The 25,444-nt window shown below is 71.3% G+C and carries 24 protein-coding genes and 1 tRNA gene; 18 read left to right on the forward strand and 7 right to left on the reverse strand.

The window, feature by feature from the left end:
• Positions 1-121 precede the first annotated feature (121 nt).
• Entirely contained in the window at positions 122-583 is a 462-nt protein-coding gene (locus ABT137_RS25260) for a peptidoglycan-binding domain-containing protein (RefSeq protein WP_351712596.1), read from the reverse strand.
• Positions 584-750: 167 nt separating this feature from the next.
• Positions 751-2,166 carry an MFS transporter gene (locus ABT137_RS25265; protein ID WP_351712598.1) on the reverse strand — a complete coding sequence of 472 codons (1,416 nt, stop codon included), beginning with the start codon at positions 2,164-2,166 and terminating at the stop codon, positions 751-753.
• 67 nt (positions 2,167-2,233) lie between these two features.
• Between ABT137_RS25265 and ABT137_RS25270 the strand changes: the two genes are divergently transcribed.
• From ABT137_RS25270 to ABT137_RS25285, 4 genes are all read left to right on the forward strand, one after another.
• Positions 2,234-2,761 (forward strand): winged helix-turn-helix transcriptional regulator, encoded by a 528-nt coding sequence (locus ABT137_RS25270; RefSeq protein WP_351712600.1) that lies wholly within the window; start codon positions 2,234-2,236, stop codon positions 2,759-2,761.
• A gap of 63 nt (positions 2,762-2,824) precedes the next feature.
• Complete coding sequence (locus tag ABT137_RS25275; RefSeq protein WP_351712602.1) at positions 2,825-3,145, forward strand: DUF6412 domain-containing protein; 321 nt, start codon at positions 2,825-2,827, stop codon at positions 3,143-3,145.
• A 140-nt stretch (positions 3,146-3,285) separates the two neighbouring features.
• Positions 3,286-3,996: a YidC/Oxa1 family membrane protein insertase gene (locus ABT137_RS25280; protein WP_351712955.1), complete on the forward strand. Its 711-nt coding sequence runs from the start codon at positions 3,286-3,288 to the stop codon at positions 3,994-3,996.
• 133 nt (positions 3,997-4,129) lie between these two features.
• On the forward strand, positions 4,130-4,987 hold the full coding sequence (locus ABT137_RS25285; RefSeq protein ID WP_351712604.1) for a fumarylacetoacetate hydrolase family protein: 858 nt from the start codon (positions 4,130-4,132) through the stop codon (positions 4,985-4,987).
• Positions 4,988-5,110: 123 nt separating this feature from the next.
• On the opposite strand, the gene ABT137_RS25290 is transcribed toward ABT137_RS25285, so the two are convergent.
• Positions 5,111-5,611 carry a heme-degrading domain-containing protein gene (locus tag ABT137_RS25290; protein ID WP_351712606.1) on the reverse strand — a complete coding sequence of 167 codons (501 nt, stop codon included), beginning with the start codon at positions 5,609-5,611 and terminating at the stop codon, positions 5,111-5,113.
• A complete protein-coding gene (locus tag ABT137_RS25295) occupies positions 5,611-6,708 on the reverse strand; it encodes a Gfo/Idh/MocA family oxidoreductase (protein WP_351712608.1) in 1,098 nt (365 codons plus the stop codon). Before ABT137_RS25295 ends, ABT137_RS25290 begins: the two co-directional genes overlap by 1 nt.
• A 48-nt stretch (positions 6,709-6,756) precedes the next feature.
• On the opposite strand from ABT137_RS25295, the gene ABT137_RS25300 reads away from it, so the two are divergent.
• From ABT137_RS25300 to ABT137_RS25360, 13 genes are all read left to right on the forward strand, one after another.
• Positions 6,757-7,896: an ROK family transcriptional regulator gene (locus ABT137_RS25300; RefSeq protein WP_502984573.1), complete on the forward strand. Its 1,140-nt coding sequence runs from the start codon at positions 6,757-6,759 to the stop codon at positions 7,894-7,896.
• Between the two features lie 128 nt (positions 7,897-8,024).
• A complete protein-coding gene (locus tag ABT137_RS25305; protein ID WP_351712612.1) occupies positions 8,025-9,032 on the forward strand; it encodes a chromosomal replication initiator protein DnaA in 1,008 nt (335 codons plus the stop codon).
• A 113-nt stretch (positions 9,033-9,145) separates the two neighbouring features.
• Positions 9,146-9,901 carry a GntR family transcriptional regulator gene (locus ABT137_RS25310; protein ID WP_351712614.1) on the forward strand — a complete coding sequence of 252 codons (756 nt, stop codon included), beginning with the start codon at positions 9,146-9,148 and terminating at the stop codon, positions 9,899-9,901.
• 141 nt (positions 9,902-10,042) lie between these two features.
• Positions 10,043-11,167, forward strand: coding sequence for a TIGR03364 family FAD-dependent oxidoreductase (locus ABT137_RS25315; RefSeq protein ID WP_351712616.1), 1,125 nt, complete (start codon positions 10,043-10,045; stop codon positions 11,165-11,167).
• A 26-nt stretch (positions 11,168-11,193) separates the two neighbouring features.
• On the forward strand, positions 11,194-11,865 hold the full coding sequence (locus ABT137_RS25320; protein WP_351712957.1) for a phosphonatase-like hydrolase: 672 nt from the start codon (positions 11,194-11,196) through the stop codon (positions 11,863-11,865).
• Positions 11,862-12,914, forward strand: coding sequence for an ABC transporter ATP-binding protein (locus ABT137_RS25325; protein WP_351712618.1), 1,053 nt, complete (start codon positions 11,862-11,864; stop codon positions 12,912-12,914). The genes ABT137_RS25320 and ABT137_RS25325 overlap by 4 nt, the downstream gene beginning before the upstream one ends.
• Entirely contained in the window at positions 12,877-13,773 is an 897-nt protein-coding gene (locus ABT137_RS25330) for a 2-aminoethylphosphonate ABC transporter permease subunit (protein ID WP_502984574.1), read from the forward strand. The genes ABT137_RS25325 and ABT137_RS25330 overlap by 38 nt, the downstream gene beginning before the upstream one ends.
• Positions 13,760-14,557, forward strand: a complete 798-nt coding sequence (locus tag ABT137_RS25335) for an ABC transporter permease (RefSeq protein ID WP_351712622.1) — start codon at positions 13,760-13,762, stop codon at positions 14,555-14,557. Before ABT137_RS25330 ends, ABT137_RS25335 begins: the two co-directional genes overlap by 14 nt.
• A gap of 55 nt (positions 14,558-14,612) precedes the next feature.
• Entirely contained in the window at positions 14,613-15,668 is a 1,056-nt protein-coding gene (locus ABT137_RS25340) for a 2-aminoethylphosphonate ABC transporter substrate-binding protein (protein ID WP_351712624.1), read from the forward strand.
• A 149-nt stretch (positions 15,669-15,817) separates the two neighbouring features.
• A complete protein-coding gene (locus tag ABT137_RS25345; RefSeq protein WP_351712626.1) occupies positions 15,818-16,597 on the forward strand; it encodes an HAD-IIA family hydrolase in 780 nt (259 codons plus the stop codon).
• Between the two features lie 151 nt (positions 16,598-16,748).
• Entirely contained in the window at positions 16,749-17,297 is a 549-nt protein-coding gene (locus tag ABT137_RS25350; protein ID WP_351712628.1) for a hypothetical protein, read from the forward strand.
• Between the two features lie 13 nt (positions 17,298-17,310).
• Positions 17,311-17,982 (forward strand): class F sortase, encoded by a 672-nt coding sequence (locus tag ABT137_RS25355; RefSeq protein WP_351712630.1) that lies wholly within the window; start codon positions 17,311-17,313, stop codon positions 17,980-17,982.
• A gap of 368 nt (positions 17,983-18,350) precedes the next feature.
• Entirely contained in the window at positions 18,351-19,379 is a 1,029-nt protein-coding gene (locus ABT137_RS25360; protein WP_351712632.1) for a glycoside hydrolase family 6 protein, read from the forward strand.
• Positions 19,380-19,472: 93 nt separating this feature from the next.
• Here the strand turns inward: ABT137_RS25360 and glxA are convergent, their stop codons facing one another.
• From glxA to ABT137_RS25375, 3 genes are all read right to left on the reverse strand, one after another.
• A complete protein-coding gene (glxA, locus tag ABT137_RS25365; protein WP_351712634.1) occupies positions 19,473-21,410 on the reverse strand; it encodes a radical copper oxidase GlxA in 1,938 nt (645 codons plus the stop codon).
• The gene (locus ABT137_RS25370; protein ID WP_351712636.1) at positions 21,407-23,401 is read right to left on the reverse strand and encodes a glycosyltransferase family 2 protein; all 1,995 of its coding nucleotides are present in this window, start codon (positions 23,399-23,401) and stop codon (positions 21,407-21,409) included. The genes glxA and ABT137_RS25370 overlap by 4 nt, the downstream gene beginning before the upstream one ends.
• A 470-nt stretch (positions 23,402-23,871) precedes the next feature.
• Positions 23,872-23,945 (reverse strand) — tRNA-Lys (locus ABT137_RS25375).
• A gap of 186 nt (positions 23,946-24,131) precedes the next feature.
• Here ABT137_RS25375 and ABT137_RS25380 point away from each other — a divergent pair.
• Positions 24,132-25,433, forward strand: a complete 1,302-nt coding sequence (locus ABT137_RS25380; protein WP_351712638.1) for a peptidoglycan-binding protein — start codon at positions 24,132-24,134, stop codon at positions 25,431-25,433.
• The last annotated feature ends 11 nt before the right edge of the window (positions 25,434-25,444 follow it).

The raw sequence follows: 25,444 nt of genomic DNA on the forward strand, positions 1-25,444 counted from the left end.
CGCTCTACCGATCACCCCCCAGTCGGCCGGGGGTACCCCCAGCGCCCCTTTGGGGCGCTGCCGAACCGTAGGGAACCGCCCGCCTGGTCCAGGCGGGCGGTCGGCGGTCGGTGGGGTCGGACTACGTGGTCGCCCAGACCCTCAGGCAGGGCCAGGTGTTCGGGCCCACCTCGCCGTCCCACTCGCTGGAGTCCGAGAAGCAGGCCTTCTGGGCGTTGATCACCGCGGCTTCCGTGTTGGAGCCGAACTGGCCGTCGATGCCCTTCGGGTCGTACTTGCTCTCGCCGACCCGGTTGGCCCAGTAGGTCAGCAGGCACTGCACCTCGATGACGCGGCTGCCGGTCTGCCCCTTCTTGGTGTTGGTCGTGTTGGTGTCGCTGTACCCCTCGTACAGGTAGTACAGGCCGCCACTGGCCTTCCAGGAGGGGTGGCAGGTGTACGTCGTCGCGACCGCGGTGGGTACCGCCGCCGACGCGGCGGGCGCCAGGGCGACGAGCGAGGCGCCGAGGACTCCCGCCGTCACGAGACACGTCAGCTTGGCGTGCGCCTTCTTCGTCCTGGTACCCGTGGTGTTCCTGATCATGAACTTTCCCCCAAGTTCGGATCGGTTCTGGTGAGGCCACGATGTCAACGTGGTGCACGGGGAGCCAGGCCTTTCGACCCAGGTCTAATGACGCAGGTCGGCGCGCCGGAACGCGTGACGGGTGGGGTACGGAAGGACGAGAGGTGCGTGAGGGTGCTGAGGGGGCGTCAGCCGAGCCTCTCCCGTAGCCCCAGCACTGCCACCGACGCCAGCAGCGCCAGCCCCGCCGACACCACGAGGGCGGTGTTCGCGCCGTGGCCCGGGCCGCCGCTCGACGAGGTCACGATGGCGATCGTCAGGGCGACGCCCGCGCAGGAGCCGATGTAGCGGAAGGTCTGCTGCGCGCCGGAGCCCATGGCGGCACGGGCGGCCGGGACCGATTCGACCGAGAGCAGGGGCAGGGCGGCGTTCAGGAGGCCGCTGCCGATGCCGCCCAGGGCCAGGCCCGGCAGCAGGCGTTGCCAGGAGCCCGAGTCGATCGCGCCGAGCATGGTCAGGACGCCGGCCGCGTGGAGGGCGAAGCCGACCGCCAGCTGCTGGCGGGGTGCGACGCGGCCCGCGAGGCGCTTGGCCTGGAGCGCCACCGTGAAGGACAGGCCCGACCAGAGCAGGAACAGCCACGCGGTGTCCAGCGGGGTCAGACCGAGCACCTGCTGGAACAGGACCGGCAGGAAGCTGAAGAGCCCGATCACCGCGAAGCCCGTGAACAGGCCGCCGGCGGAGGAGGCCAGGAAGCTTGGGCGGCGCAGCAGGCTCAGGTCGATCATGGGGGTGGTGGTGCGGCGTTCCACCAGGACGAAGACGGCTATGAGGACCACCGCGGCCAGGAACAGCAGGCCCACCTCGGACCGTAGCCAGCCGTCACGGCCCAGGGTGAGCGCGGCCACCAGGGAGACCAGCGCCAGGCCGAAGGTGAGGGCGCCCAGGATGTCGGGGCGGCCGCCCCTCGGGGAGCGGGATTCGGTGAGCGCCCGTGGTGACAGGGCCGCGACCAGCAGCGTCGCCGCGGCCAGGACGGCGTAGGCCACCCGCCAGTTGGGCAGCGCGGCCGCCAGGAGCGGGCCCGTCGCGATACCGCCGCTGACGAAGGCGCCCCACACGCCCGTCGCGTGCAGCCGGCCTCGTGGGCTCGGGAAGGCATGCACCAGCAGGCCGAGGCTGCTCGCCAGGATCGCCGCACTGGCCGCGCCCTGGGCGATGCGGGCCAGCGTGAACAGCCAGGTGGAGGCGGTCAACGCGCCGAGGGCGGTGGTGATGCCCAGCGTCAGCGTGCCGAGCAGGAAGATCCGGCGGCGGCCGAAGTCGTCGGCGAGGCTGCCGGCCACCAGGAGGAGGGCGGCCAGGCCGAGCGGGGTGCCGTTGATCAGCCAGGCCTGGGCGGAGAGCGGGGTGTGCAGGTCGGTCGCGGTGTCGCGGAGGGTGACCACGGGGGCGGTGTACGTCATCAGGCTCACGGCGGTGGCCGCGCTGGTCAGGGCCAGGGTGGCGCGGGCGTGCGGGGGCGTGTCGGTGTGCGCTGCCGCAGGAGTGTCCCGTGCGACCGGCCCGGTCCCCGTGATGGTTCGTTCACTGAACTCGGTCATGGTGGTACCGTAGCACGGTAGGTTCGATGAATGAACCTACCGTGGAGCAGTTGACTAAGGTGGTCCCATGGCACTGGGCAAGGACTACGTGACACAGGAGTGCTCGATCGCCCGCGCACTGGAGGTCGTCGGCGAGCGCTGGACCCTGCTCGTCATCCGCGACGCCCTCTACGGCGTCCGGCGGTACAACGACTTCCTCGTCCACCTCGGCATCCCGCGCGCCGTCCTGTCGGCCCGGCTGAAGACACTCACCGAGGAGGGGATCCTGGAGAGGCGCCGGTACCAGGAGTCGCCGCCCCGGGACGAGTACGTCATCACCGAGCGCGGCACGGAGCTCTGGCCCGTCCTGCGCACCCTCGCCGTCTGGGGGCGCGAGCACCTCATGGACCGCCGGCTGCGCTACTTCCGGCACGTGGCGTGCGGGACCGAACTCGGCCCGTACGGCGAATGCCCCGCCTGCGGAACCGTCGTCCCCGTCGCGGACGTTGTCGTTGCGCCGGGCCCGGGGCTCGACCCCGACCCGGCCGATCCGGTCAGCCGGGCGCTCCTCAAGCCCAAGAGGCTCCTGGAGCCACTGGAAACGGATCATGCGTAAAACGGATCATGTATAAACGGCAGTGAGACGGAGAAGGCTGAGAAGGCCGAGAAGGGGGCGGGCATGCGCGTGAACGGCCGCTGGGTGCTGCCGTCCCGGACCGCCGCCCTCCTGCTGCTCCTGCTGCTTGACCTCCTCCTTCTCGACTCCGGCAGCCTCTTCACCACCGTCGCGCTCGCCGCGACCGCCGCCGCCGGCTCGGCCCTCGCCGTCTGCGCGTTGCGCGCCGCGCGCTCCGCGCCCGCCGTGCCGCCCACCCGGGTCCGTACGGCGATACGCGACCGCGCCCGGCGTACGGCCTTCCTGCCGCAACGCGACCCGGACGCGAAGGGCCGCAGCCGCCCCCGAGCCCCCGGACACGCCCTCCCGGCGACCACCGCGTAGACCACCCGGCCCCCCGGCCCCTCGGCCGGCAGCCCCCGGGCGATCCCGCGCGCGTCGTCATGCCGTCCCGCCTCTTCACCCACGGCACGACGAGACCCCTCGGAGGGCTCCCACCCATGTCCGGTTTCATGTCCGGTTTCATGTCCGTCTTCGCCGGCCTGGTCGAGCATCTCGCCGACCTGCTCCAGCCGCTGTTCCATGCCTCCGCGGCCGCCGCCGCGATCGTTCTGTTCACCGCGCTCGTACGACTGCTCGTCCATCCCCTGTCCCGTGCGGCCGCCCGCGGGCAGCGCGCCCGGGCCGCGCTCCAGCCCAGAGTCGCCGAGCTGCGCAAGCGGCACGGCAAGGACCAGGAGGCGCTGCAGAAGGCCGTGCTGGAGCTGCACGCGGCGGAAAAGGTGTCACCGCTGTCCGGCTGCCTGCCCGGACTGCTGCAACTGCCCGCGTTCTTCGTCCTCTACCACCTCTTCTCCAACCCGGCGATCGGCGGCGGCAACGGCCTGCTCTCCCACGAGCTGCTGGGCGCCCCGCTCGGCGGGCGGTGGAGCGATGTCCTCGCCGGTGCGGGCGGCGGGGGGTTCGGGAGCGCCGGGCTGGTCTATCTGGCGCTGTTCGCCGTGGTCGCCGCCGTCGCCACCGTCAGTTTCCTGCGCGCCAGGCGGACGGCGGCGGGGGCTGTGCCGAGCGACGGGGACGAGCAGGTGCCGGGGGTCGGCGCGGTCACCAGGGTCATGCCGTACCTGTCGTACTTCACGCTGGTCACCGTGGCCGTGGTGCCGCTGGCCGCCGCGCTGTACGTGGTGACCAGTACGACGTGGAGCGCGGTGGAGCGCGCCGTGCTGTACAGGTGAGGGCCGTGGTGCCTACGGTCCAGTACGTGAACAGGCTCTTGCCCGCTGCACGCTCATCTTGGAGGATCGACCAGTCCTCCGATGGCTGCACCCATCGGCCGGGCGACTGCTGTCAAGGGAGATGGTGACGACCATGAAGCTGCTGCGAGTCGGTACGGCGGGAGCGGAGCGGCCCGCGCTGCTCGACGCCGAGGGTGTCCTGCGGGACCTGACGGGGATCGTCGACGACATCGACGGGGCGCTGCTCGCCGACGCCGCGGCGCTCGGGCGCGTCCGCGCCGCCGCCGACGCCGGGGAACTGCCCGCGCTCGACGCGACCGGGCTGCGGATCGGGCCGCCGCTGGGGCGGATCGGGAAGGTCGTGTGCATCGGGCTCAACTACCACGACCACGCCCGCGAGACGGGGGCCGAGCCGCCGGCCGAGCCGGTCGTCTTCTTCAAGGCCGCGGACACGGTCGTGGGTCCGAACGACACCGTGCTGGTGCCGCGCGGGTCCGTGAAGACCGACTGGGAGGTCGAACTCGCCGTCGTCATCGGGCGTACGGCCCGATACGTGGCCGACGACGAGGATCCGCTGGCCTACGTCGCCGGGTACGCGGTCGCGCACGACGTGTCCGAGCGGGAGTTCCAGATCGAGCGCGGCGGGACCTGGGACAAGGGGAAGAACTGCGAGACGTTCAACCCGCTCGGGCCGTGGCTGGTGACGGCCGACGAGGTCGGCGATCCGCAGGACCTGTCGCTGAAGCTCTGGGTGAACGGCGAGCTGAAGCAGGACGGGACCACGGCCGAGCAGATCTTCCCGGTCGCGGAAGTCGTGCGGTACGTCAGCCGGTTCATGGTGCTGTACCCCGGGGATGTCATCAACACCGGGACTCCGGCGGGGGTTGCGCTGGGGGCGCCGGAGCCGAAACCGTTCTTGCGGGCCGGGGATGTGGTGGAGCTGGAGATCGGGGGGCTTGGTCGTCAGCGGCAGGAGTTGAAGGACGCCTAAGGGGCGGGGGGTGCTCTGCGCGGGCGGGTGCGGCGCCGTTGTGGTTGCTCGCGCAGTTCCTCCCCCAGCCTTCGGCCGGGGGTACCCCCAGCGCCCCTGAAGGGGCGCTCCAGCTGTCGGCGCTTACAGCTCCAGGAACTTCTCCAGTGCCTCCACCACAAGACGGTGGTCATCCAGTTGTGGCAGGCCCGAGACCGTCACCGAGCCGATCACGCCGACGTTCTCCACGGTGATCGGGAAGGAGCCGCCGTGGGCCGCGTACTCGTCCGGGTCCAGGCGGGAGGACTCCTCGAACGTCGTGCCCTTGGCCCGGAAGCGGGCGCCGACCAGGTAGGAGGCCGCGCCGTAGCGCTCGACCACGCGGCGCTTGCGGGCGATCCACGCGTCGTTGTCGGGGGTCGAGCCGGGCAGGGCCGCGTGGAAGAGCTGCTGGCCCGCGCGGTGGATGTCGACGGCGACCGGGGCCTGCCGCTCCCGGGCCATCTCCACCAGCAGGGAGCCGAGGGCCCACGCGTCGTCGTACGTGAACTGCCGGAACACCAGGCGGCGTTCCTGCTTCTCCAACTCCTCCACAGGCGGGGTGAGTTCGGGAGTGGTCTTCGGGGTGAGCTGCGGGTGGTGCATCAGAGGGTCACCGTCACCTTGTCTCGCGCCGAGCGGCGGGCTGCTTCCAGTACGTCCAGGGCGGCGGCCGCCTCCAGCGCGGTCACCGGGTTGGGGCCCTCGCCCCGCAGAGCCTTGGCCACGGCCGCGTAGTACGCGGGGTAGTCGCCGGGGAGGGTGGGAACGGTACGGCCGCCGCCGGTGACCGGGGACTCTCCCCCAGAGGGGGCACCCCCAGCGCCGATACGGCCGTACAGCGACTCCGGTTCGTGGCCCCAGGTGTCGGTGGTGCCCGGGCGCTCGCCCTTGCGCAGGGCGTCCTCCTGCGGGTCCAGGCCGTACTTGACGTAGCCGGCCTTCGAGCCCAGCACCCGGAAACGCGGGCCGAGCTGGGCCGCCGTCGCCGAGGCGTAGAGGTGGGAGCGGACGCCGTTCGCGTGCGTGACGGCGATGAAGGTGTCGTCGTCCGTCTCCGCGCCGGCCCGGCGGATCACCGACTCGGCGTACACCTCCGTGGCGGGGCCGAAGAGGACCAGGGCCTGGTCGACGACGTGGCTGCCGAGGTCGTAGAGGAGACCTCCGATCTCTGCCGGGTCGCCGGACTCGCGCCAGCCGCCCTTGGGCTGCGGACGCCAGCGTTCGAAGCGGGACTCGAAGCGCCAGGCGTCGCCCAGCGAACCGTCTTCGAGGAGGCCGCGCAGGGTGAGGAAGTCGTTGTCCCAGCGGCGGTTCTGGAAGACCGAGAGCAGTAGGCCGTGCTCCTCGGCGAGGGCGGCCAGCTCGCGCGCCTCGGCGGCGGTGCCGGCGACCGGCTTGTCGACCACGACCGGGAGGCCCGCCTTGAGGGCGGTCGTCGCCAGCGGCACGTGCGTCTTGTTCGGGGACGCGATGACGACGAGGTCGAGTTCGGCGGTCCGGTCGAACAGCTCGTCGGGGGTGGCGACCGTCCGGACGTCGGGGAACTCGGCCTTCGCCTGCGCCTGCCGCTCGGGGTTCGAGGTGACCACCGTGTCCAGGGCGAGGCCCTCGGCGGCGGCGATCAGGGGGGCGTGGAAGACGGATCCGGCGAGGCCGTAGCCGATGAGGCCGACGCGGAGGGGAGTGGCAGCAGCTGTCATGCGTCCTACTTTCGCAACGCTGTTGCCAAAGTGCAAGTGGGAGGGAGAATGAGTGGCGTGAACAGGACGAGGAGCGGGCGACCGGGTACGGCCGGCGGGCGACCGGGTGCGGTCGGGGCGAATCTGCCGGCCATGCGCAGTCACAACACCGCGCTGGTGCTGGATCTGCTGCGCACGGCGGGGGAGGGCGGCATCAGCCGGCTCGAACTGGCCGAGCGGACCGGGCTCACCCCGCAGGCGGTCAGCAAGATCACCGCCCGGCTGCGGGAGGAGGGCCTCGCCGCGGAGGCCGGGCGGCGCGCGTCCACGGGCGGCAAGCCGGCCACCGTGCTGCGGCTGGTGCCGGACGCCGGGCACGCGGTGGGGATCCAGCTCGACCGGGACGAACTGCGGGCGGTGCTCGTCGACCTCGACGGCACGGTGGTCGCGGAGCGGCAGGTGGCGGTGGACCTGGGGGCCGGGGCGGAGGCCGTCCTCGGCGCGGTCGTGGAGCTGGCCGGGGAACTGGTCGAGCGCGGCGGCGACACGCTGCTCGGGGTCGGCGTCGGGGCGCCAGGGCCGCTCGACCACAGCCACGGGGTGCTGCACCGGGTCACCGGGTTCCCGGAGTGGGACGGCTTCCCGCTGCGGGACGCGCTCGCGGAGCGGCTCGGGGTGCCGGTCGTCGTCGACAAGGACAGCAACGCGGCGGCCCTCGGACTCGCCGTCGGCGGCGAGGGCGGCTCCTTCGCCTGCCTGCTCCTCGGTACGGGGCTCGGCGCCGGCCTGGTGATCGGCGACACCGTGCACCGGGGCGCGCGCACCGGGGCCGGGGAGTTCGGGCACCAGGTCGTCCAGCTCGACGGGCCGCCCTGTCACTGCGGCAACCGCGGCTGCATCGAGGCGCTGTGCCTGGCGGCGGTGGCCCGCGGCGACACGGCCGAGGCGGCGCGGGTCCTCGGCGTCGGCGCCGCGAACCTGGCCGGCCTGCTCGACATCGACCTCGTGCTGCTCGGCGGCCGGACGATCGCCGCCGCGCCCGAGCCCTTCGTACGGGGGGTCGCCGCCGTCCTCGACGCCCACACCCGGCGGGAGGGGAGCCTGCGCACGGCCGTCCCCGTCCGCCTCGCTCCCGGCGGCGGCCGGGGGGTCGCGGAGGGCGCGGCCCAGCTGCTGCTCGCGCCGCTGTTCGGGCGTGCGGATGGCTGACCGGAGTTCGGCTGCACGGGGGCTTGAGCGGGAAAGGCGAACGGGCGACGGCTGATCGGGGGGAGTACGCGCCTCCCGCGGAGTGGCGTCCGGCTGCTCCGGCTCCCGCCCGGCAGAGTCACCATTCCATGCGCACGCGACTGAGCACCCCCCTGTCCCTCTGCCTGGCCGCCGCAGCCGCCGTACTCGCCCCCGCCCCCCAGGCGACGGCCGCCCCCGCCGCCGAGGCGTCCTGCGCGGGCGCCGACGCGCAGGGCTTCCCCCTCACCACCCGCCTGCACGACGGCCCCTCGTCCTACGAGCCAGGCGGCGGCTTCGGCACCTGGTACCTCGACCTCACCAACACCACCGGCCGCACCTGCGCCGACATCCACCCGGTCGTCGTCCTCGTCGACGACAAGAAGGCCCTCAAGCCGTCCCAGACCGAGCTGGAGTTCTACGACGGCCCGCGGACCCGCCCGGTCCCGCTGACGGAGACCGACGAGTCCGAGCTGGTCGGCGTCTTCGAAGGGACCGGCTTCCCGGGGCTCACGGTGGCGCCCGGGGCGACCGTCTCGGTCAAGGTGAGGCTGGCCGTCACCTCCGACGCCGTACGGAACGGGGTCACGGCCAACGCGGCCGTCGTACAGCGGCAGGGGTCGGACGGCGAGTGGGTGGGTGAGTCGAACGACTACCGCTTCGGCATCGGCGGCGAGCCGCCGCCACCACCGCCCGCGAGCGTCGCCCCCGCCGTCCCTTCCGGCGGCTCCTCGCAGGCCGGCCCGGAGACACCCGCGCAGACACCCGCGCAGACACCCGCAGGGAACCCGACCGGCCCCGACAGCACCGCCGGCCCTGAGAGTCCCGGCAGCAGCCCGGGGGCCAGCCCCGGAGCCACCCCCGGAGCCACCCCCGCCGCCTCGCCCGGCGGCAGCGCCCCGCCCCGCACCGACGAGGCCGGGGGCGTCTGGGACCGCCGCCGGGAAGCCTGGGACAACCGGGGCGCCTGGGACGCCGAGGGCCCCTGGGAGGCCGGGGAACGCGCCCGCGAACTGGCCCGCACCGGACTCGGCCTGGCCCACGGGCTGTTCACGGCCTCCGTCGCCCTGCTCGCCGTAGGTGCAAGCGCGTTCCTGCTGGCACGGCGACGGCGGTGACCGCTGCCGGGTGCCGGTGCCGGTGCCTGTGCCGGTGCCGGTGCGGGTGCGGGTGCGGGTGACGGCGGTGCCCCCTGTCCGGTCGTACGGCCTTCGTCTGCGACGATCCCTGCGTGGACTACCCGAACGACCAGGCCCCCGGCGCCCCCGTCCGCTCCGGCATCCCCGAGCACGGCCGCATCCCGAAGTACTACGCGGTGAAGGCGCAGATCGATCAGCTCGTCGGCACGCTGGGGGAGGGCGGTGTCATCCCCACCGAGCGCGACCTGTCGGAGGAGTACGGGGTCGCCCGCGAGACCGTCCGGCAGGCGCTGCGCGAACTTGTCCTTGAGGGCAAGCTGCGCCGGCAGGGCCGAGGGACGGTCGTCGCGGGGCCCAAGCTGGAGCAGCCGCTCTCCCTCGCCAGCTACACCGAAGGCGTACGGCGGCAGGGCCGCACCCCGGGCCGGAGCCTCGTCACCCTCGACCGCTTCCCCTGCCCGGCCGCCCTCGCCGCCGAGACCGGTCTGGAGCGCGGCGAACCCGTCTGGCACCTGGAGCGCGTGCTGCTCGCCGACGACGAGCGGGTCGGCCTGGAGAGCACGTACGTCGCCGTCGCCCGGGTCCCGCATCTCGACACCGACTTCCACCCCGACTCCTCCTTCTACGGCTACCTGCACGAGAAGGGCATCGCCTTCGGGGACGCCGACGAACGCATCGAGACCGTGCTGGCCACCCCGCGCGAGGCCCTCCTCATCGGCACCCCGCCGGCTCTGCCGATGCTGCTGATCCACCGGGTGTCGCGGGACACCGAGGGACGGCCGCTGGAGCGGGTGCGGTCGTTGTACCGGGGGGACCGGTTCTCGTTCACGGCCCACCTCGGCGGCTGAAAAGCACCGATTTCTGCTGCTTCTGATCATGATTGAATGTCACGAAAAGATAACGGGTCTAGCCCAAACGTGATGACCAGTTCACGCTCTCGTTGTCAGCCGGACCTTTCCGGTTCCCCAGTCGCGAGGAGCGTGGCCGTCGTGAGAGTGACAGTCGTCGGAGCAGGCGTGGTGGGCACCATGCACGCCTGGCAGGCAATAGAACGCGGCCACGAGGTCGTGCAGATCGAGCGCGAGGCCGAGGCCCGCGGCGCCTCGCTGCGCAACTTCGGGCAGATCTGGGTGAGCGGGCGCGCGGGCGGAGCGGAACTCGAGACCGCCCTGCGCGCCAGGGAGTTGTGGGAGGAGATCGGCGGCCGGGTGCCGGCGCTCGGCTTCCGGGCCAACGGGTCGCTGACCCCGGTGCGCGGCGCCTACGAACTCGCCGTCGCCGAGGCCGCCGTGGCCCGCGACGACGCGGCCGCCCGCGGCCACAAGCTGCTCACCCCCGCCGAGGCCCGGGCCCTGAACCCCGCCCTGCGCGGTGCCTTCGACGCCGCCCTCTACTGCGAACGGGACGCGGCCGTCGAACCCCGCACGGCCCAGCTCGCCCTCCGCGCCGAGCTGCTGAAGTCCCCGAACTACACCTTCCTGCCCGGTCGTGAGGTCCGCGAGGTGACCGGCCCCGGGACGGTCCGCGACGACCACGGCGACGTCCACCACGCCGACGCCGTCGTCCTGTGCACCGGCGCCTGGCTCGGCGGCCTGGTCCGCGAGCTGGCCGGCCCCGACCTCCCCGTGCGCCGCGTCCGCCTCCAGATGATGCAGACCGACCCGCTCGGCGAACCCCTCCCCACGTCGGTCGCCGACGCCGACAGCTTCCGCTACTACCCGGCGTACACCTCCCCGGCCCTGGACGAGCTCAACGCCCGCCGGCCGCAGACGCCCACCGCGCGGGAGCACCGCATGCAGCTGCTCATGGTGCAGCGCGCCGACGGCGGCCTCACCATCGGCGACACCCACGAGTACGAGCACCCCTTCGCCTTCGACACCGTCGAGGAGCCGTACGAGCACCTCACCGGCGTCGTCGAGTCCCTCCTCGGCCGGCCGCTGCCGCGCGTCCGGCGCCGCTGGGCCGGGGTGTACGCCCAGTGCACCGACCCCTCGCGGGTCGTGCACCGCCAGCAGGTCGCCGACGGCGTGTGGCTGGTCACCGGGCCCGGCGGGCGCGGCATGACCTGCTCGCCCGCGATAGCCGAGACAACCGCCAACGAACTGGGCTGGTGAGAGAGTTGACCGACACCGACACCGACATGGGCAGGACCCGGGACATCCGGCTCGTCGTGCTCGACATGGCCGGTACGACCGTCGCGGACGGCGGGCTCGTCGAGCAGGCGTTCACCGCGGCCGCCCGCCATCTGGGTGCCGATCCCGACCGGATGATCGACTACGTCCGCGCCACCATGGGCGAGTCCAAGATCTCCGTCTTCCGGCACCTGTTCGGGGAGGAGACCAAGGCACAGGAGGCCAACCGGGCCTTCGAGGCGGCCTATGCCGAACTCGTCGACGGCGGCCGGGTGCACGCCTTGCCCAGCGCCCGCGAGACCATCGAGAAGCTCCAGGCGGGCGGCCGTACCGTCGTCCTCACCACCGGGTTCGCCCGCGCCACCCAGGACGCGATCCTCGCCGCCCTGGGCTGGCAGGGCCTGGTGCCGCTCACGCTGTGCCCTGCCGACGCCGGGGGCCGTGGGCGGCCGTACCCCGACATGGTTCTCACCGCGCTGCTGCGCACGGCCGCCGCGGACGACGTCCGTCAGATCGCCGTCGTCGGCGACACCTCCTACGACATGCTCACCGGCGTCCGCGCCGGCGCGGGCCTGGTCGCCGGGGTGCTGACCGGCGCGCACGGCGCGGACGCGCTGCGGGCGGCCGGGGCGACCCATGTGCTGGACTCGGTCGCGGACCTGCCGGGAGTGCTCGGATGACCAGCGGCATCCGCTTCGACTCGGTGAGCGTCGCCTACGACGGGAACGTCGTTCTCGACTCCCTCGACCTCACCGTCGGGCCCGGCGAGGTGATGGCCCTGCTCGGGCCGTCCGGCTCCGGCAAGACCACCGCGCTGCGGGCGGTCGCCGGGTTCGTACGGCCGGTCTCCGGGCGGGTGTTCCTCGGGGACCGGGACGTCACCGACCTGCCGCCGTACCGGCGGGGGATCGGGATGGTGGTGCAGCAGTACGCGCTGTTCCCGCACCTGCGGGTCGCCGACAACGTGGCCTTCGGGCTGCGGGCGCGCAGGACGGCCAAGGGCGAGATCCGGGAACGGGTCGCCGAGGCGCTGGAGATGACCGGGATGGCGGCGTACGCGCGCCGCTATCCGCGGGAGCTGTCCGGCGGCCAGCAGCAACGGGTGGCCATCGCCCGGGCGTTGGCCATCCGGCCCGGCGTGCTGCTCCTCGACGAGCCGCTGTCGGCGCTCGACGCGCAGCTGCGGTCCGGGATGCTGGCGGAACTGGCCCGGCTGCACCGGGAGTTGCCGGACGTCTCCATCCTGTACGTCACCCATGACCAGGTCGAGGCGTTGACGCTGGCCGATCGGATCGCGGTCATGGACAAGGCGCGGCTGCGGGCCTGCGGGACGCCGACAGAGCTCTACCGGGCACCTGCCGACGAGTTCACGGCGTCCTTCGTCGGCGGGGCGAACCTGCTGCCGGTGACCGTGGGAGCGGGGGGTGTCGACTTCGCGGGGGTCGGGGTGAAGGTGGATACGGCGGGGGCCGTGTCCGGGGCTCGGGCCACGTTGTGTGTGCGGCCGCACCTGGTGGGGCTGGGACAGGGGCCCAATCAGCTCGTGGGTGTCGTGAAGGACATTCAGTGGCGGGGGGCCACGCATCGCTTGTACGTCGAGGTGGGTGGACATGCGGTGATGGCTGATCTGCGGGAGCTGAAAGATCCGCCCGGGTTCGGGGACTCCGTGAGTCTGCATTTCGCGCCGGAGGATGCGGTGTTGCTGCCGGCGGGAGTTGGCCGTGACTGAGGTCGTGTCCAGGCCGCGGGCCGGTGGGGGCTTGTCGCGCCCACGCGGCGGCAGCCGCACATCAGATACAGCCCCGCGCCGCTTTCGGGGCGCGTTGGTCCTGCCGCCTGTTGCATTGCTCGCCCTCTTCTTCCTCTATCCGCTCGCCCTCGTCGTCCAGCAGTCCGTCCACCCCGACACCGGTGGGACCTCGCTCCAGCCCTACGCCGACGTCTTCGCCTCCGAGTCGTTCCGCAACGCTCTCTGGACCACCGTCTGGATCGCCGTCTCCTCCACCGTCGGATGCATGGTCCTCGGCTTCGTGCTGGCGCTGGTCATCGCCTTCGTTCCCTTTCCCGGAGCCAAAGCCGTCGCCCGGTTCATCGACGTCTACCTCTCCTTCCCGTCCTTCCTCATCACGCTCGCCCTGCTCTTCATCTACGGCACGACCGGGATCATCGGGTCGTTCCAGTTCCTCACCACGCCCTGGGGTGTGCTGCTCGCCGAGGTCACCTACTTCACGCCGTTCGTGATGCGGCCGCTGCTCGCCGCGTTCTCGCAGGTGGACACCGCGCAGATCGAGGCGGCGTCGAGTCTCGGTGCGCGGGCGCCCCGGATCGTGCGGCAGGTGATCCTCCCCGAGGCGCTGCCCGCGCTCGCCGCCGGCGGGAGTCTGGTGCTGGTGCTCTGCCTGAACGAGTTCGGGATCGTGCTCTTCACGGGTGCCAAGGGCGTGACCACCCTGCCGATGCTCGTCTACAGCAAGGCGATCCTGGAGTCCGACTACCCGGGCGCCTGTGTCGTCGCCGTCGTCAACGTCCTGATCTCCGTGGGCCTCTACGGCCTCTACCGGGTGGTGAGCCGTCGTGCTGGTGCATAGCCGCGGGGCCAGGTGGGCGGTGTGGGCGGTGTTCGTCGTCCTCTTCCTGCCGCTCTTCGCCCTCCCCCTCCTCGTCGTCCTCGGCGCCTCCTTCGCCACCCACTGGTCCGGCGTGCTGCCCTCGGACATGACCGTGGCCAACTTCCGGTCCGCCACCCGCGGCGACGCCCTGCAGGCCCTCACCACCAGCCTCGTCACGGCCGTCACCGCGAGTCTGCTCGCGCTGGCCGTCGGCACCTGGGCCGCGCTCGCCGCGGCCGGGCTGAGGAAGCGGTACCGCCGGATCGTCGACGCCCTGTTCGTGCTGCCGGTCGCCGTGCCGTCGGTCGTGGTCGGGCTGTCGCTGCTGGTGGCCTTCTCCAAGCCGCCGATGCTGCTCAACGGCACCCGGTGGATCGTGATCCTCGCGCACACGGTCCTGGTGACGGCCTTCGCCTACCAGTCCGTGTCGGCCGCCGTCACCCGCCTCGACCCCGCCTACGAGCAGGCCGCCGCCTCCCTCGGCGCCCGGCCGGCGTATGTGCTGTGGCGGGTCCGGCTGCCGCTGCTGCTGCCCTCGCTCACCGCCGCCGCGGGGCTCTGCTTCGCCCTCTCCATGGGCGAGCTGAGCGCCACGATGATGCTCTATCCGCCCGACTGGACCCCGCTTCCGGTCCTGATCTACTCGGCCACCGACCGCGGCGCCCTGTTCGCCGGCTCCGCTCTCGCGGTGGTCCTGATGACGGCGACCCTGCTCGTCCTGTTCGCCGTCTCCCGCGTCCGCAACAGAGCCTCGTACCGCTGACCCCTCGAAAACCCTCTCCTCAAGTCCCGCTTCTCAGCCAGGAGTTCATCTCGCCATGCCCAGAAACACGCTCAAGATCGCCGTAGCCGTCTCGCTCCTCGCCACCCCGCTGCTCTCCGCCTGCGGCGGTTCCTCGGCCGCCTCCGACGAGAAGGCCGTCACCGTCTACAGCGCCGACGGTCTCAAGGGCGAGAACAACGACGGCTGGTACGACAAGGTCTTCGCCGACTTCACCAAGCAGACCGGCATCAAGGTCAAGTACGTCGAGGGCGGCTCCGGCGAGGTGGTGCAGCGCGCCCTGCGGGAGAAGAGCAACCCGCAGGCCGACGTGCTGGTCACGCTCCCGCCGTTCATCCAGCAGGCCGACGGCAAGGGGCTGCTGCAGAAGTACCAGCCCGACGGCTCGGCGCAGGTCGGCGCCGCCGACAAGGGCGCCGACGGCACCTGGACCTCCGTCGTCAACAACTACTTCGCCTTCGTCTACAACAAGAAGGAGCTGAAGCAGGCGCCGACGACGTGGGAGGAACTGCTCGACGGCTCGTACAAGAACAAGCTCCAGTACTCCACGCCCGGTGTCGCCGGTGACGGAACCGCCGTGCTGATCAAGGCGATCCACGACTTCGGCGGGGAGAAGCAGGCGCTGGACTACCTCGGCAAGCTCCAGGCCAACAACGTCGGCCCGTCCGCCTCCACCGGCAAGCTCGCCCCCAAGGTCGACAAGGGCGAGCTGCTCGTCGCCAACGGCGACGTCCAGATGAACTACGCCCAGTCCAAGACCATGCCCAACCTCGGCATCTGGTTCCCGGCGGCCCAGGGCGGCAAGCCCACCACCTTCGCGCTGCCCTACGCGGCCGGCCTGCTCACCGGCGCCCCGCACTCCGAGAACGGCAAGAAGCTCCTCGACTTCATGCTCGCGCAGAAGCAGCAGGAGGAGGTCAGCTCGATCGGCGGCGGCTTCACCGCCCGCACCGACGTCAAGGCCACCGACGCCAACGCGGCCGCGCTGACCAGGCTCATGGACGGCGTCGACGTGTTCACGCCGGACTGGAACGACATCGACAAGAACCTGACGTCGTACGTGGACGCCTGGAAGTCGGCGACCGGCAGCTGACCAGCAGATGAGCGGGGCATTCCCGGGTGATCCTGGCTGTGTCTAGGCTTGGGGGCGTCGGTACGCAGTGGTTCCGGCGCCCCCAGCTCACGCACGACAGCTCACGCAGGACCGCACGTACGCCATCCGCACGCCAGGAGACGCACCACATGGCAGAGCGCAAGCCCATCGAGTCGTGGCTCACCGACATGGACGGGGTCCTCATCCACGAGGGGGTTCCGATCCCCGGAGCGGACGCCTTCCTGAAGAAGCTGCGGGAGTCCGGCCGGCCCTTCCTGGTGCTCACCAACAACTCCATCTACACCGCCCGTGACCTGCACGCACGGCTGCGCCGGATGGGGCTCGACGTGCCGGTGGAGAACATCTGGACCTCGGCGCTGGCCACCGCCCAGTTCCTGGACGACCAGCGGCCCGGCGGCAGCGCCTACGTCATCGGCGAGGCCGGCCTGACCACCGCCCTGCACGACATCGGGTACATCCTCACCGACCACGAGCCCGACTTCGTCATCCTCGGTGAGACCCGCACCTACTCCTTCGAGGCGCTGACCAAGGCCGTGCGGCTGATCAACGACGGTGCCCGGTTCATCGCCACCAACCCCGACAACGTCGGCCCGTCCGTGGAGGGCGACCTGCCGGCCACCGGCTCGGTCGCCGCGCTGATCACCGCCGCGACCGGCAAGAAGCCGTACTTCGTCGGCAAGCCCAACCCGCTGATGATGCGGGCCGGCCTGAACGCGCTCGGCGCGCACTCGGAGACCTCCGCGATGATCGGCGACCGCATGGACACCGACGTCCTCGCGGGCCTGGAGGCCGGGATGCGCACCTTCCTGGTGCTGTCCGGCGTCACCCAGCCGGACGACGTGGACCGCTACCCCTTCCGGCCCTCCGAGGTCGTGGACTCGATCGCGGACCTCGTCGACCGGATCTGAACCGGCTCCGGAACGCCTTCTGGATCGCCTCCGGACCGGCTCCGACCGGCGGGCACCAAACCTGAGACCACCCGTACGGAGCAACAAGGCGCCCCCCGAGGATGCGGGGGCGCCCCGTGCGGGGGAGCCTCCAGATATCTGGAGGTTCACGATGGGCTCAATTCCCCTCACTCTCTGTACCGGACTCCTGGCCTGCGCAGCCGGTCTCGCCCCGGCGGCCGCCCTCGCGGCGGACGGCCAGGGGGTCACCGTGACCCCTGCTTCCCCGCCCGCCGGATCCGTGGTGGCGCTGCGGGCGAGCGGCTGCTCCGGTTCGACCGGCACCGCCGTCTCGACGGCCTTCGTCACGGACGCCCGCCTCGCCGGCACCGGCGGCGACCTGACCGGCCAGGCCGAGGTCCGCTCCACGGCCGGTGCCGGCACCTATACCGTGCAGGTCAGCTGCGGCGGCTCCGCCGTCACCGGCAACGTCACCGTCGTACGGGACTCCTCGTCCCAGCAGGACGCGCCCGGGGTGGTGCCCGCCTCGCCGTTCGCGCCTGTGCACGCGGGCGGCGGCGGCACCGCTCCGCTCGCCTCGGTGGACGCCCGCTCGGCCGGACCGGACACCGCGCAGGCGGTCACCGGCCTGCTCCTCGCCGCTTTCGCCGTGGTCGCCGTCGGACTGCTGAGCGCCCGCCGCCGCCACGGCTCGCGCTGAGGACGGGAGCACGATGTCCGAGGACACCGAACGTTCCCCCGGCACCGGACGGCTGCTGACCGGGGTGGCCTGGGCGGTCCTGCTGCTCGGGTTGTGGCTGTGGGGCCGCGGGGTGACCGAGATACCCGACGGCATGACGGGGCCCACCACGGGTGACGTGGCCGCCGTCGGCCGCCCGCCGTCGGATCCCGAACTCCCGCCCGCCGCCAAGCCGTTGACCGCGGCCGTGCCCGAGCGCGTCGACATACCGGAACTGGGCGTGCAGGCCCCCGTGGTCGCCCGCGGCCTCGCCGAGGACGGCGGGGTCGACCCGCCGCCCTTCGACCAGCCCGGTGTGGTCGGCTGGTACGGCTCCGGGACCGACCCCGGCGCGGCCGGCACCGCGGTCCTGGTCGGGCACGTCGACACCGAGACCCGGCCCGCCGTCTTCTACAAGATCAGCACGATGCGCCCCGGTGAGACGATCCGCGTGGTCCGCGCCGACAACACGGTCGCCGAGTTCACCGTCGACGACGTCCGGGTCGTGCCCCGCGACCACTTCGACGCCCAACAGGCCTACGGCACCCGGGAGTCGGGCCGCGCCGAGCTTCGCCTGATCACCTGCGGCGGCACCTTCGACCGGACGACCGGCAGCTACACGGCGAACGTGGTCGTCTCGGCGTACCTCACCGGCACCGCCGTATAGGGCCGCGGCACCGCAGCCACCTGTCGCCCGGTCGACGGCCCGCTCCCCTGAGACCGCCGACCGGGCCGGTCCTCGACCGCGCGCGCTCGGGCTGCGGGAGTAACCCGGCGTCAGGCGCGGGAGGCTGGGAAGGCGGGCCGGTGTCCGGGCCGCCCGCAAGCGACTCTAGAGGGCGACGGGCGCCCGGGCCTAGGTTCGCGCCCGCCAAGCCTCCCCGTCGCCCGCCGGACCGATCGTCGACTCGCCCGTCAACTGGCCTGTCAACAGAGGCTGTAACAGCTCACCGACAAGAGTTGGGCGATCTCGTGGCGAGTGCGGTGGGTATGTCACGATTGGGCTCTGGCCAAGTGCACCCAGGGGGGAATTGGATGTACGACAGCAGGGGAGCCCGCTCGGCGGCCCGGGCCGGGGCACTGGGGGCGGCGCTGCTGCTCGCCGGCTGCTCCTCGGGCGGCGGCTCGGGCGGGGACAAGCCGGCCGCGAGTCCACAGGCGGCGATCACCCAACAGCCCAAGGAGGCCGACCCGTTCTGGGTGAACCCGGACTCCAACGCGGCCCGCCAGGTGAAGGCCTACGCGAAGGCCGGCAAGGACGGCGACGCCGAGCAGATCCGCAAGATAGCGGCACAGCCGACCGGCGAGTGGATCGGCGCGGAGAACCCGGAGCAGGAGGCGCGCGGCTTCACCGAGGCCGCCCAGAAGTCCGACCGGACGGCCCTCCTGGTCCTCTACGACATCCCGCACCGCGACTGCGGCCAGTACAGCCAGGGCGGCGCGGCCGACGGCGACGCGTACCGGGCGTGGATCGACGGGGTCGCGAACGGCATCCAGGACCGCCCGGCCACGATCGTCCTGGAACCGGACGCGGTCCTGCACCTGGTGGACGGCTGCACCCCGGCCCGGTTCGCGGAGGAGCGCTACGACCTCCTGCGCGGCGCGATCACCACACTCAAGTCCCTGAAGGACACCAAGGTCTACCTGGACGCGGGCAACGCCGGCTGGGGCCACCCCGACCAGATCTACCAGTCCCTCCAGCAGGCGGGCGTCGCCCAGGCCGACGGCTTCGCGGTCAACGTCTCCAACTTCTACTCCACCGAGGACTCCATCACCTACGGCAAGCAGCTCTCGGCGAAGGTCGGCGGCAAACACTTCGTCATCGACACCAGCCGCAACGGCAACGGCCCGTACGCGGGCGGCAACCCGGACGAGCGATGGTGCAACCCGCCGGGCCGGGCCCTGGGAGAAACCCCGACGACGAAGACGGCCGACCCCCTGGTGGACGCCTACCTGTGGGTCAAGCGCCCGGGGGAGTCGGACGGGACGTGCAAGGGAGGCCCGCAGGCGGGCCAGTGGTGGCCCACCTACGCTTTGAAACTCGCCCAAGGGTCGGACACCTAGGGGCGCTGGGGGTACCCCCGGCCGAAGGCTGGGGGAGGAACTGCGCGACCAGCCACAGCGCTCCCGCACCCGAAGTCCCATCCCGCGGGAGCGCTACGGCACCTTCACCCACTGCGCCTTACTCGGCGTCCCCTGATCGTCGTCCACGAAAATCATGTACCACCCCGAAGGAACCAGATTCCGGTTCTCCGGCACGGTCACCGTGATCCGGTCACCCGACGTCTTGAAGTCCAGCGCAATGCTCCGCTGATCCACATCCGTCACATGAGTAGTGGCACTGGGCCGAATCAACCGCACCTTCTTGATCGTCGACGCGTGCCGCGACGTGAACGTCCCCGACCCGCCCCGCGCGATGGTCTGCGGCCCCCCGCTCAGCGACGGCCGGGAGTCCCGGTACAGATACGGGGGCGTGTAGATCTCGATCCGCTGCTCGAAGACCCCCGGCTTGGTGTTCGCCTTGTCCGCGTAGAGCGGGTTGGAGCCGAAGAACATCACCCGCCCGTCCGGCAGCAGGATCGACCCGGAGTGGTAGTTCCGGCCCACCAGCGGATCGGCCACCCTCCGCAAGGAGTTCGTGGCGGTGTCGTAGATCCGGGCCTGTTTGATGTCGGAGTCGCCGCGGCCCCGGTAGTCCTCGGAGCCGCCCGACACCAGCACGGAGTCGTCCGGCAGTACCGAGATCTGCGGATACCGCGTCCCCTTCTCCAGCGAGGGCCCGTCCGTGAACTTCGGGTCGGGGTCCTTCAGGTCGATCAGCCGCGTCTTCTTCGTGGACAGCGCGGACTCGCCGACCCCGCCGCCCCCGACCACCAGGTACTTCTCGTCCTGCGCCGGAGGCAGCAGCACCGTCCCGGACGTCTCCAGCATGTTCGGGTCGCTGAGCCCGGACAGCTTGGTGAACCGGTTGGTGTCGACGTCCCAGATCCCCGGGTCGCGCCCCACGTCGTCCGGGCCGTACCCGGCATTGGATCCCGAGTAGAAGAGCTTGCCGTTCTGCAGCAGGAACAGCGCGGGATAGGTCGGGAACTGGCGCTTGTACTTCGTGTACGTCCAGGTCTTCGTCTTCGGGTCGAAGACCTCGTTCTTGCCGGGCACCAGCTGCCCGATGTCGTCGAGCCCCGAGACGCTGAGGATCTTTCCGTCCGACAGGGTGGTGAGCGTCGGATACCAGCGTGCCTCGTTCATCGGGTCGACCTTGATGTACTTCTCGGCGACCGGGTCGAACTCGTAGGCGTTCTTGATGCCCTCGAAGTCCCGTTTGTCCATGCCGAGTTTGTTGGCGATGCCGTAGGTGTTGCGGGCGTCGGCGCCGGTCAGTCCCGCGATGCTGTAGTTGTCCTGGGTGCCGGTCTCGTACTGGGTGCCCTGCTTGGGGGCCTCCACGACGACCCGGGCGTAACCGGGGTTGTTCCGCAGGAACTTGCCGGTCTTCTTGTCGAAGACCTTCGTCGCGCGGGGTATCAGCGCCGAGTCGTCGGAGACGAACGTCTTGCCGTTCTGCTTGCCGGTGAACCGGGTGCCCTTGGGCAGGGTCATCGGTTTGTCCGGGTTCTCGTTGTAGAGGATCATGACGCCGCCGGCCTTCTTGACGTCGCCCTTGAGCTTCTCGTACTGCTTGGTGCCGCCCGCGATCAGGATGTTGCCATTGGCGAGCTGGGTGTGGCCGGTGCAGAACAGGTCGGCCGGGGTGGGCACCTTCTTGATCGTGCCCTTGACCGGGTCCCAGATCCGGCTGTCGTAGATCTTCGCGTCGAAGTTGTCCTGGTTGTTGCCCGAGCCCGCGACCAGCAGCACCTTCCCGGTGTGCAGGAGCACCGCGTGGATGGTGTCCTGGCGGTACTCCTTGGGGAACTCGATGACGTCCCAGTGGCCGTTCGCGGCCTTGTACTCCGGTCTGTTGATCTTGTACTGGTGGTATCGCTCGGTCCCGAAGCGGTACAGCCACGGCCCGTTCATGCCTGCCAGGGCGAGAACGACCACCGTACTGATCGCGAGCCGACGGGCCCGGCGACGGCCGGCGCTGTCGTTCATTCCTCACGACCTCCCGGTCCGCGACGAGCGCCGAGTCCGCCGTGTCCGCCCGGTCCGCCGAGCGCGATCCGCAGGGTCTGTTCCGCGGGGGTGCCGGCGGGCGGCGTCCAGGTCGGCCGCTGCTGGGGTGTGTGCCCCGCGGGCCGGTACCCCGCCGGCACCGCGTCCTCCGGCTCGGCCGACGGCTCGGGCGCCCTGCTCTCCGTCCGCAGGGTGTACTGCCAGGCGAAGATCGGGGCCGCCGTGATCAGCAGCGCCAGCGTCGCCCAGGTCAGCATCGCCGGGTGCGCGTGGCCGTCGAGGAAGCCGGCGGCGAGCGAGCCGCCGAAGACCAGGATGAAGAACCAGTGGATGCGGAACGTTCCGAAGAGGGTGTCCGGGCTCGCCGACTCGCCCTTCGGGGTGACCACGAACTTGCTCTTGCGGCGCAGGACGGCGTCCATGAGAGAGCGGGCGTAAATAGGCGCGGAGAGCGCCGACATCACCATGCCGGCGACCCCGCCGGAGCCCTCCGGCTCGTGCGGGGAGACGTTGTGCCGGCGGTTCCAGATGTAGAGGCCGATCTGGAGCGCGGAGGCGTTGCCGTAGAGCATCAGCCACACGGCGGGGTCGATGTTCACGCCCGAGGCGCCCAGGCCCAGGAACAGGGCGCAGCTCAGTGCCGCCAGGATCCAGTTGAGGGCCGACATCGGGTAGAAGATGATCATCATCGTGTAGTTGAAGAGCTTGCCGGGACCCAGGCTGAACAGGCCCTTCCAGTACTGCTTGAGGATCGTCTCGTACGTGCCCCGGGACCAGCGCAGCTGCTGGGTGAAGAAGTCGGTCCAGGCGTTCGGGCCCTCGCCGACCGCGAGTACGTCCGGGGTGTAGACCGAGCGCCATTTCTTTCCCGTCGCCGGGTTCTTGGCGCGGTGCATCTCGAAGCCGGTCGCCATGTCCTCGGTGATCGAGTCGTACAGGCCGCCGATCTGCTTGATCGCCCTGATCCGTACGGCGTTGGAGGTGCCGACGAACATGGGGGCGCCGTAGCGGTTGCCGGCGCGCTGGATCAGGGCGTGGAAGAGGAACTGCTGGGACTCGGCGGCCTTGGTGATGGGGTTGTCGTAGTTGCCGTAGACCTGCGGGCCGATGACGAAGCCGACGTCCGGGTCGCGGAAGTAACCCAGCATCCGCTCCAGGTAGTTGGGGAGCGGGACGTGGTCGGTGTCGACGGAGGCGAAGAAGTCGTACTCGTCGCCGTGCGCCTCCAGCCAGGCGTTGTAGTTGCCGTGCTTGGTCTTGGCGCGGTGCGGGCCCTTGGGCTGGTTCCACTTCGCGACGCCCTTGCGGGTGAAGTGGTGCACGCCCAGGCGTGCGCAGACCTCCTTCACCTCCGCGTCGTCGCCCTCGTCGAGCAGCCAGACGTGCAGCAGGCCCCGGTGGCGCAGCCGGACGGCCGCCTCCAGGGTCCGGGTGACCATGTCGAGGGGTTCCTTGCCGGGCACGAACGTGGTGATGAAGGCGATCCGGGTGCCGGTCTCCGGGATCACCGGGACCGGGTCGCGGGCGACCAGGGTGGCGTGCGCGTTGGACAGCACGTTCATGCAGCGGAAGAACTCGATCAGGCCGATCGACACCAGCATCACGATGTCGAGGGCCGGCAGGAAGTCGTACGCCGGGTAGTCCCGCTGGGTCCAGTGCTCGGGCTGCAGCAGCCAGGTCAGCAGGACCAGCGAGAGCAGCGGGGCCGCGCCCAGCATCAGCGCGGCGCGCACGCGGTGCGGTTCCTGGGAGAGCAGCGAGCGGTACTGCACGGTGTACGGCCGGCTCGGGTCGGGCTGGGTGAGGGGGCCCGCGAGCCGGCTGTAGTGCTCGTAGTCGTATCTGGGCAGGGTCTTCTTGATGCGGCCCAGGGCGCCGGCGGTGGTGCGGTGCGCGGGCACCCGGAGCTGTGCGGTCTGTGACGGGTCGTAGTCCTGTTCCTGCCGGGCGCCCATCGGCGTCGACGTCATGAGTCATCCCCCCACACGCAGGTCAGCGCGTGATTCATCGGTCCCGGAGCCCGCTCGGGTCCCCCTCGACCCTGCCGGGCGCGTGAATGGCGGGGCACAGTCGTCCCACAGAGAATGGACACGGACCGTGACCGTCCGGTTGCATGATGCCCCCCTCGGCACCGATTCATGACGGGGCCCCTCAACCCCGCAGATCTGGCAACCGGCTATCTACCCCCCAAGTGCCGCGAAACACCGGCACTTTGGACAACCAGGGTTCTACGGTACTCAGCATGATCGCAAGGGCGAAACGCCGTGTTTACCGGGCATACGCGTTCATTGTGGAGCGTGTGGGGATTGCGTGGATCGGTCGTGTCGGTTGTTGACATAAAGGGGCAAGGGGTGGTGGAGGGTATCGAAAGGGCCCCGCGTGACCGATGGGGTGTACGCCAGAAGGCCCCCCGCTGTGCGGGGGGCCTTCTGGGTGTCTGTGCGCCGCCAGGGACTCGAACCCCGGACCCGCTGATTAAGAGTCAGCTGCTCTAACCAACTGAGCTAGCGGCGCCTGCTGACATCGAGAACTGTACCCGACGGGGAACCGTGCTCCTGACCATCGGCCACCAGGGCGACCCCCGTCCGCCCTCTGCCGTACATCATTCGGACCGTCAGCATGCGCACCGGGACTCAAGTTGGGAAACTGATCAACGTGCACAGTCCCGGACATATCAACATGAAGTGTGAGGGGAATCGCATGCCGGCCCCGGTATTCGAGGAATTCGACCCCGCGACCACCTGCGAGTGCCCCGGCTGCGTCCACTGGCGGCGGGTGAGCCCCTCCCCGCTGCCCGGCCGCTTCGGTGGGCATCCGGCCGCCCGGGGTGTCCTGGTCGTGGCGGCCGCCGCGTCCGCCGCCCTCGCCGCGGGCGCCCCGACCGCCGCCGCCCACAGCACCCCGCCCGCCTCCCACCGGTCCGCCGCCCCCGTGGACCCCGAGCCCCAGACCCCGCAGGGCGTCAAGTCCCCCCTGCACGGGCCGAACGGCAAGCCCGTCAAGGGCCCGGTCACCACGCCCCCCATCACCCGCACGCAGATCATCAACCGGGCCAAGACCTGGGTCGCCGCCAAGGTGCCGTACAGCATGTCCCTCTACTGGACGGACGGATACCGGCAGGACTGCTCCGGCTACGTCTCCATGGCCTGGGGGCTGACCGGGAACGAGTGGACCGGGAGCCTCGACCAGTTCGGCACGAAGATCACCAAGGAGGAGCTCCAGCCCGGCGACATCCTGCTCTTCCACAACCCGGACGACCCCGAGAAGGGCTCCCACGTCGTGATCTTCGGCGGCTGGACGGACTACACGCACACCTACTACACGGTGTACGAGCAGACACCCCCGCACGCCCGCAGCCAGTCCACGCCCTACGCCTACTGGACGAACTCCGCCAAGTACGTCCCCTACCGCTACAACGGCCTGATCGCGGACCCGGCCACGCCCGGTGCCCAGGCCGCGAAGACGTCGGTGCCGTTCCCGGGGGCGGCCTACTTCGGGCCCGGCGCCCACAACAAGTACGTCACCCTCCTCGGACAGCTGCTGATCGCCCGGGGTGCCGGCAGTCACTACGCCAAGGGCCCGGGGCCGGTCTGGGGCTCGTCGGACCAGCGGGCCACCCAGGCGTTCCAGCGGGCCCAGGGCTGGACCGGCGCCGCCGCCGACGGCCTGCCGGGACCGCGCACCTGGGAACTCCTGGCCACCGGCAGGGGCAAGAACATCAAGTCCGCCCCCGCGGTCCCGTCCGCCCCCGCCTCGCACGGGGTCCCGGGCTACCCCGGCAAGAACTTCTTCCGCCCGGGAGCCGCCAACGACTACGTCACCCGGCTCGGCAGGCAGCTGGTCGAGAAGGGCTACGGCCGGTTCTACCCCGACGGCCCGCATCCCTCCTGGGGCGAGGCGGACCGCAGGGCCGTCGAGGCGTTCCAGCGCGCCCAGGGCTGGCGCGGCGGTGCGGCCGACGGCTACCCGGGGCCGGAGACCTGGCGCCGCCTGTTCCTGTGAAGACCCCGACC

Origin of the sequence: Streptomyces sp. NPDC001980, assembly GCF_040296885.1 — a bacterium.
In the GTDB taxonomy this organism is placed as follows: Bacteria; Actinomycetota; Actinomycetes; order Streptomycetales; family Streptomycetaceae; genus Streptomyces.

Coding starts and splice junctions, on each gene's coding strand:
- ABT137_RS25260 (WP_351712596.1), bottom strand. CDS start 583: ATGATCAGGAACACCACGGGTACCAGGACGAAGAAGGCGCACGCCAAG.
- ABT137_RS25265 (WP_351712598.1), bottom strand. CDS start 2,166: ATGACCGAGTTCAGTGAACGAACCATCACGGGGACCGGGCCGGTCGCA.
- ABT137_RS25270 (WP_351712600.1), top strand. CDS start 2,234: ATGGCACTGGGCAAGGACTACGTGACACAGGAGTGCTCGATCGCCCGC.
- ABT137_RS25275 (WP_351712602.1), top strand. CDS start 2,825: ATGCGCGTGAACGGCCGCTGGGTGCTGCCGTCCCGGACCGCCGCCCTC.
- ABT137_RS25280 (WP_351712955.1), top strand. CDS start 3,286: ATGTCCGTCTTCGCCGGCCTGGTCGAGCATCTCGCCGACCTGCTCCAG.
- ABT137_RS25285 (WP_351712604.1), top strand. CDS start 4,130: ATGAAGCTGCTGCGAGTCGGTACGGCGGGAGCGGAGCGGCCCGCGCTG.
- ABT137_RS25290 (WP_351712606.1), bottom strand. CDS start 5,611: ATGCACCACCCGCAGCTCACCCCGAAGACCACTCCCGAACTCACCCCG.
- ABT137_RS25295 (WP_351712608.1), bottom strand. CDS start 6,708: ATGACAGCTGCTGCCACTCCCCTCCGCGTCGGCCTCATCGGCTACGGC.
- ABT137_RS25300 (WP_502984573.1), top strand. CDS start 6,757: ATGAGTGGCGTGAACAGGACGAGGAGCGGGCGACCGGGTACGGCCGGC.
- ABT137_RS25305 (WP_351712612.1), top strand. CDS start 8,025: ATGCGCACGCGACTGAGCACCCCCCTGTCCCTCTGCCTGGCCGCCGCA.
- ABT137_RS25320 (WP_351712957.1), top strand. CDS start 11,194: ATGGGCAGGACCCGGGACATCCGGCTCGTCGTGCTCGACATGGCCGGT.
- ABT137_RS25325 (WP_351712618.1), top strand. CDS start 11,862: ATGACCAGCGGCATCCGCTTCGACTCGGTGAGCGTCGCCTACGACGGG.
- ABT137_RS25330 (WP_502984574.1), top strand. CDS start 12,877: ATGCGGTGTTGCTGCCGGCGGGAGTTGGCCGTGACTGAGGTCGTGTCC.
- ABT137_RS25340 (WP_351712624.1), top strand. CDS start 14,613: ATGCCCAGAAACACGCTCAAGATCGCCGTAGCCGTCTCGCTCCTCGCC.
- ABT137_RS25345 (WP_351712626.1), top strand. CDS start 15,818: ATGGCAGAGCGCAAGCCCATCGAGTCGTGGCTCACCGACATGGACGGG.
- ABT137_RS25350 (WP_351712628.1), top strand. CDS start 16,749: ATGGGCTCAATTCCCCTCACTCTCTGTACCGGACTCCTGGCCTGCGCA.
- ABT137_RS25355 (WP_351712630.1), top strand. CDS start 17,311: ATGTCCGAGGACACCGAACGTTCCCCCGGCACCGGACGGCTGCTGACC.
- ABT137_RS25360 (WP_351712632.1), top strand. CDS start 18,351: ATGTACGACAGCAGGGGAGCCCGCTCGGCGGCCCGGGCCGGGGCACTG.
- glxA (WP_351712634.1), bottom strand. CDS start 21,410: ATGAACGACAGCGCCGGCCGTCGCCGGGCCCGTCGGCTCGCGATCAGT.
- ABT137_RS25370 (WP_351712636.1), bottom strand. CDS start 23,401: ATGACGTCGACGCCGATGGGCGCCCGGCAGGAACAGGACTACGACCCG.
- ABT137_RS25380 (WP_351712638.1), top strand. CDS start 24,132: ATGCCGGCCCCGGTATTCGAGGAATTCGACCCCGCGACCACCTGCGAG.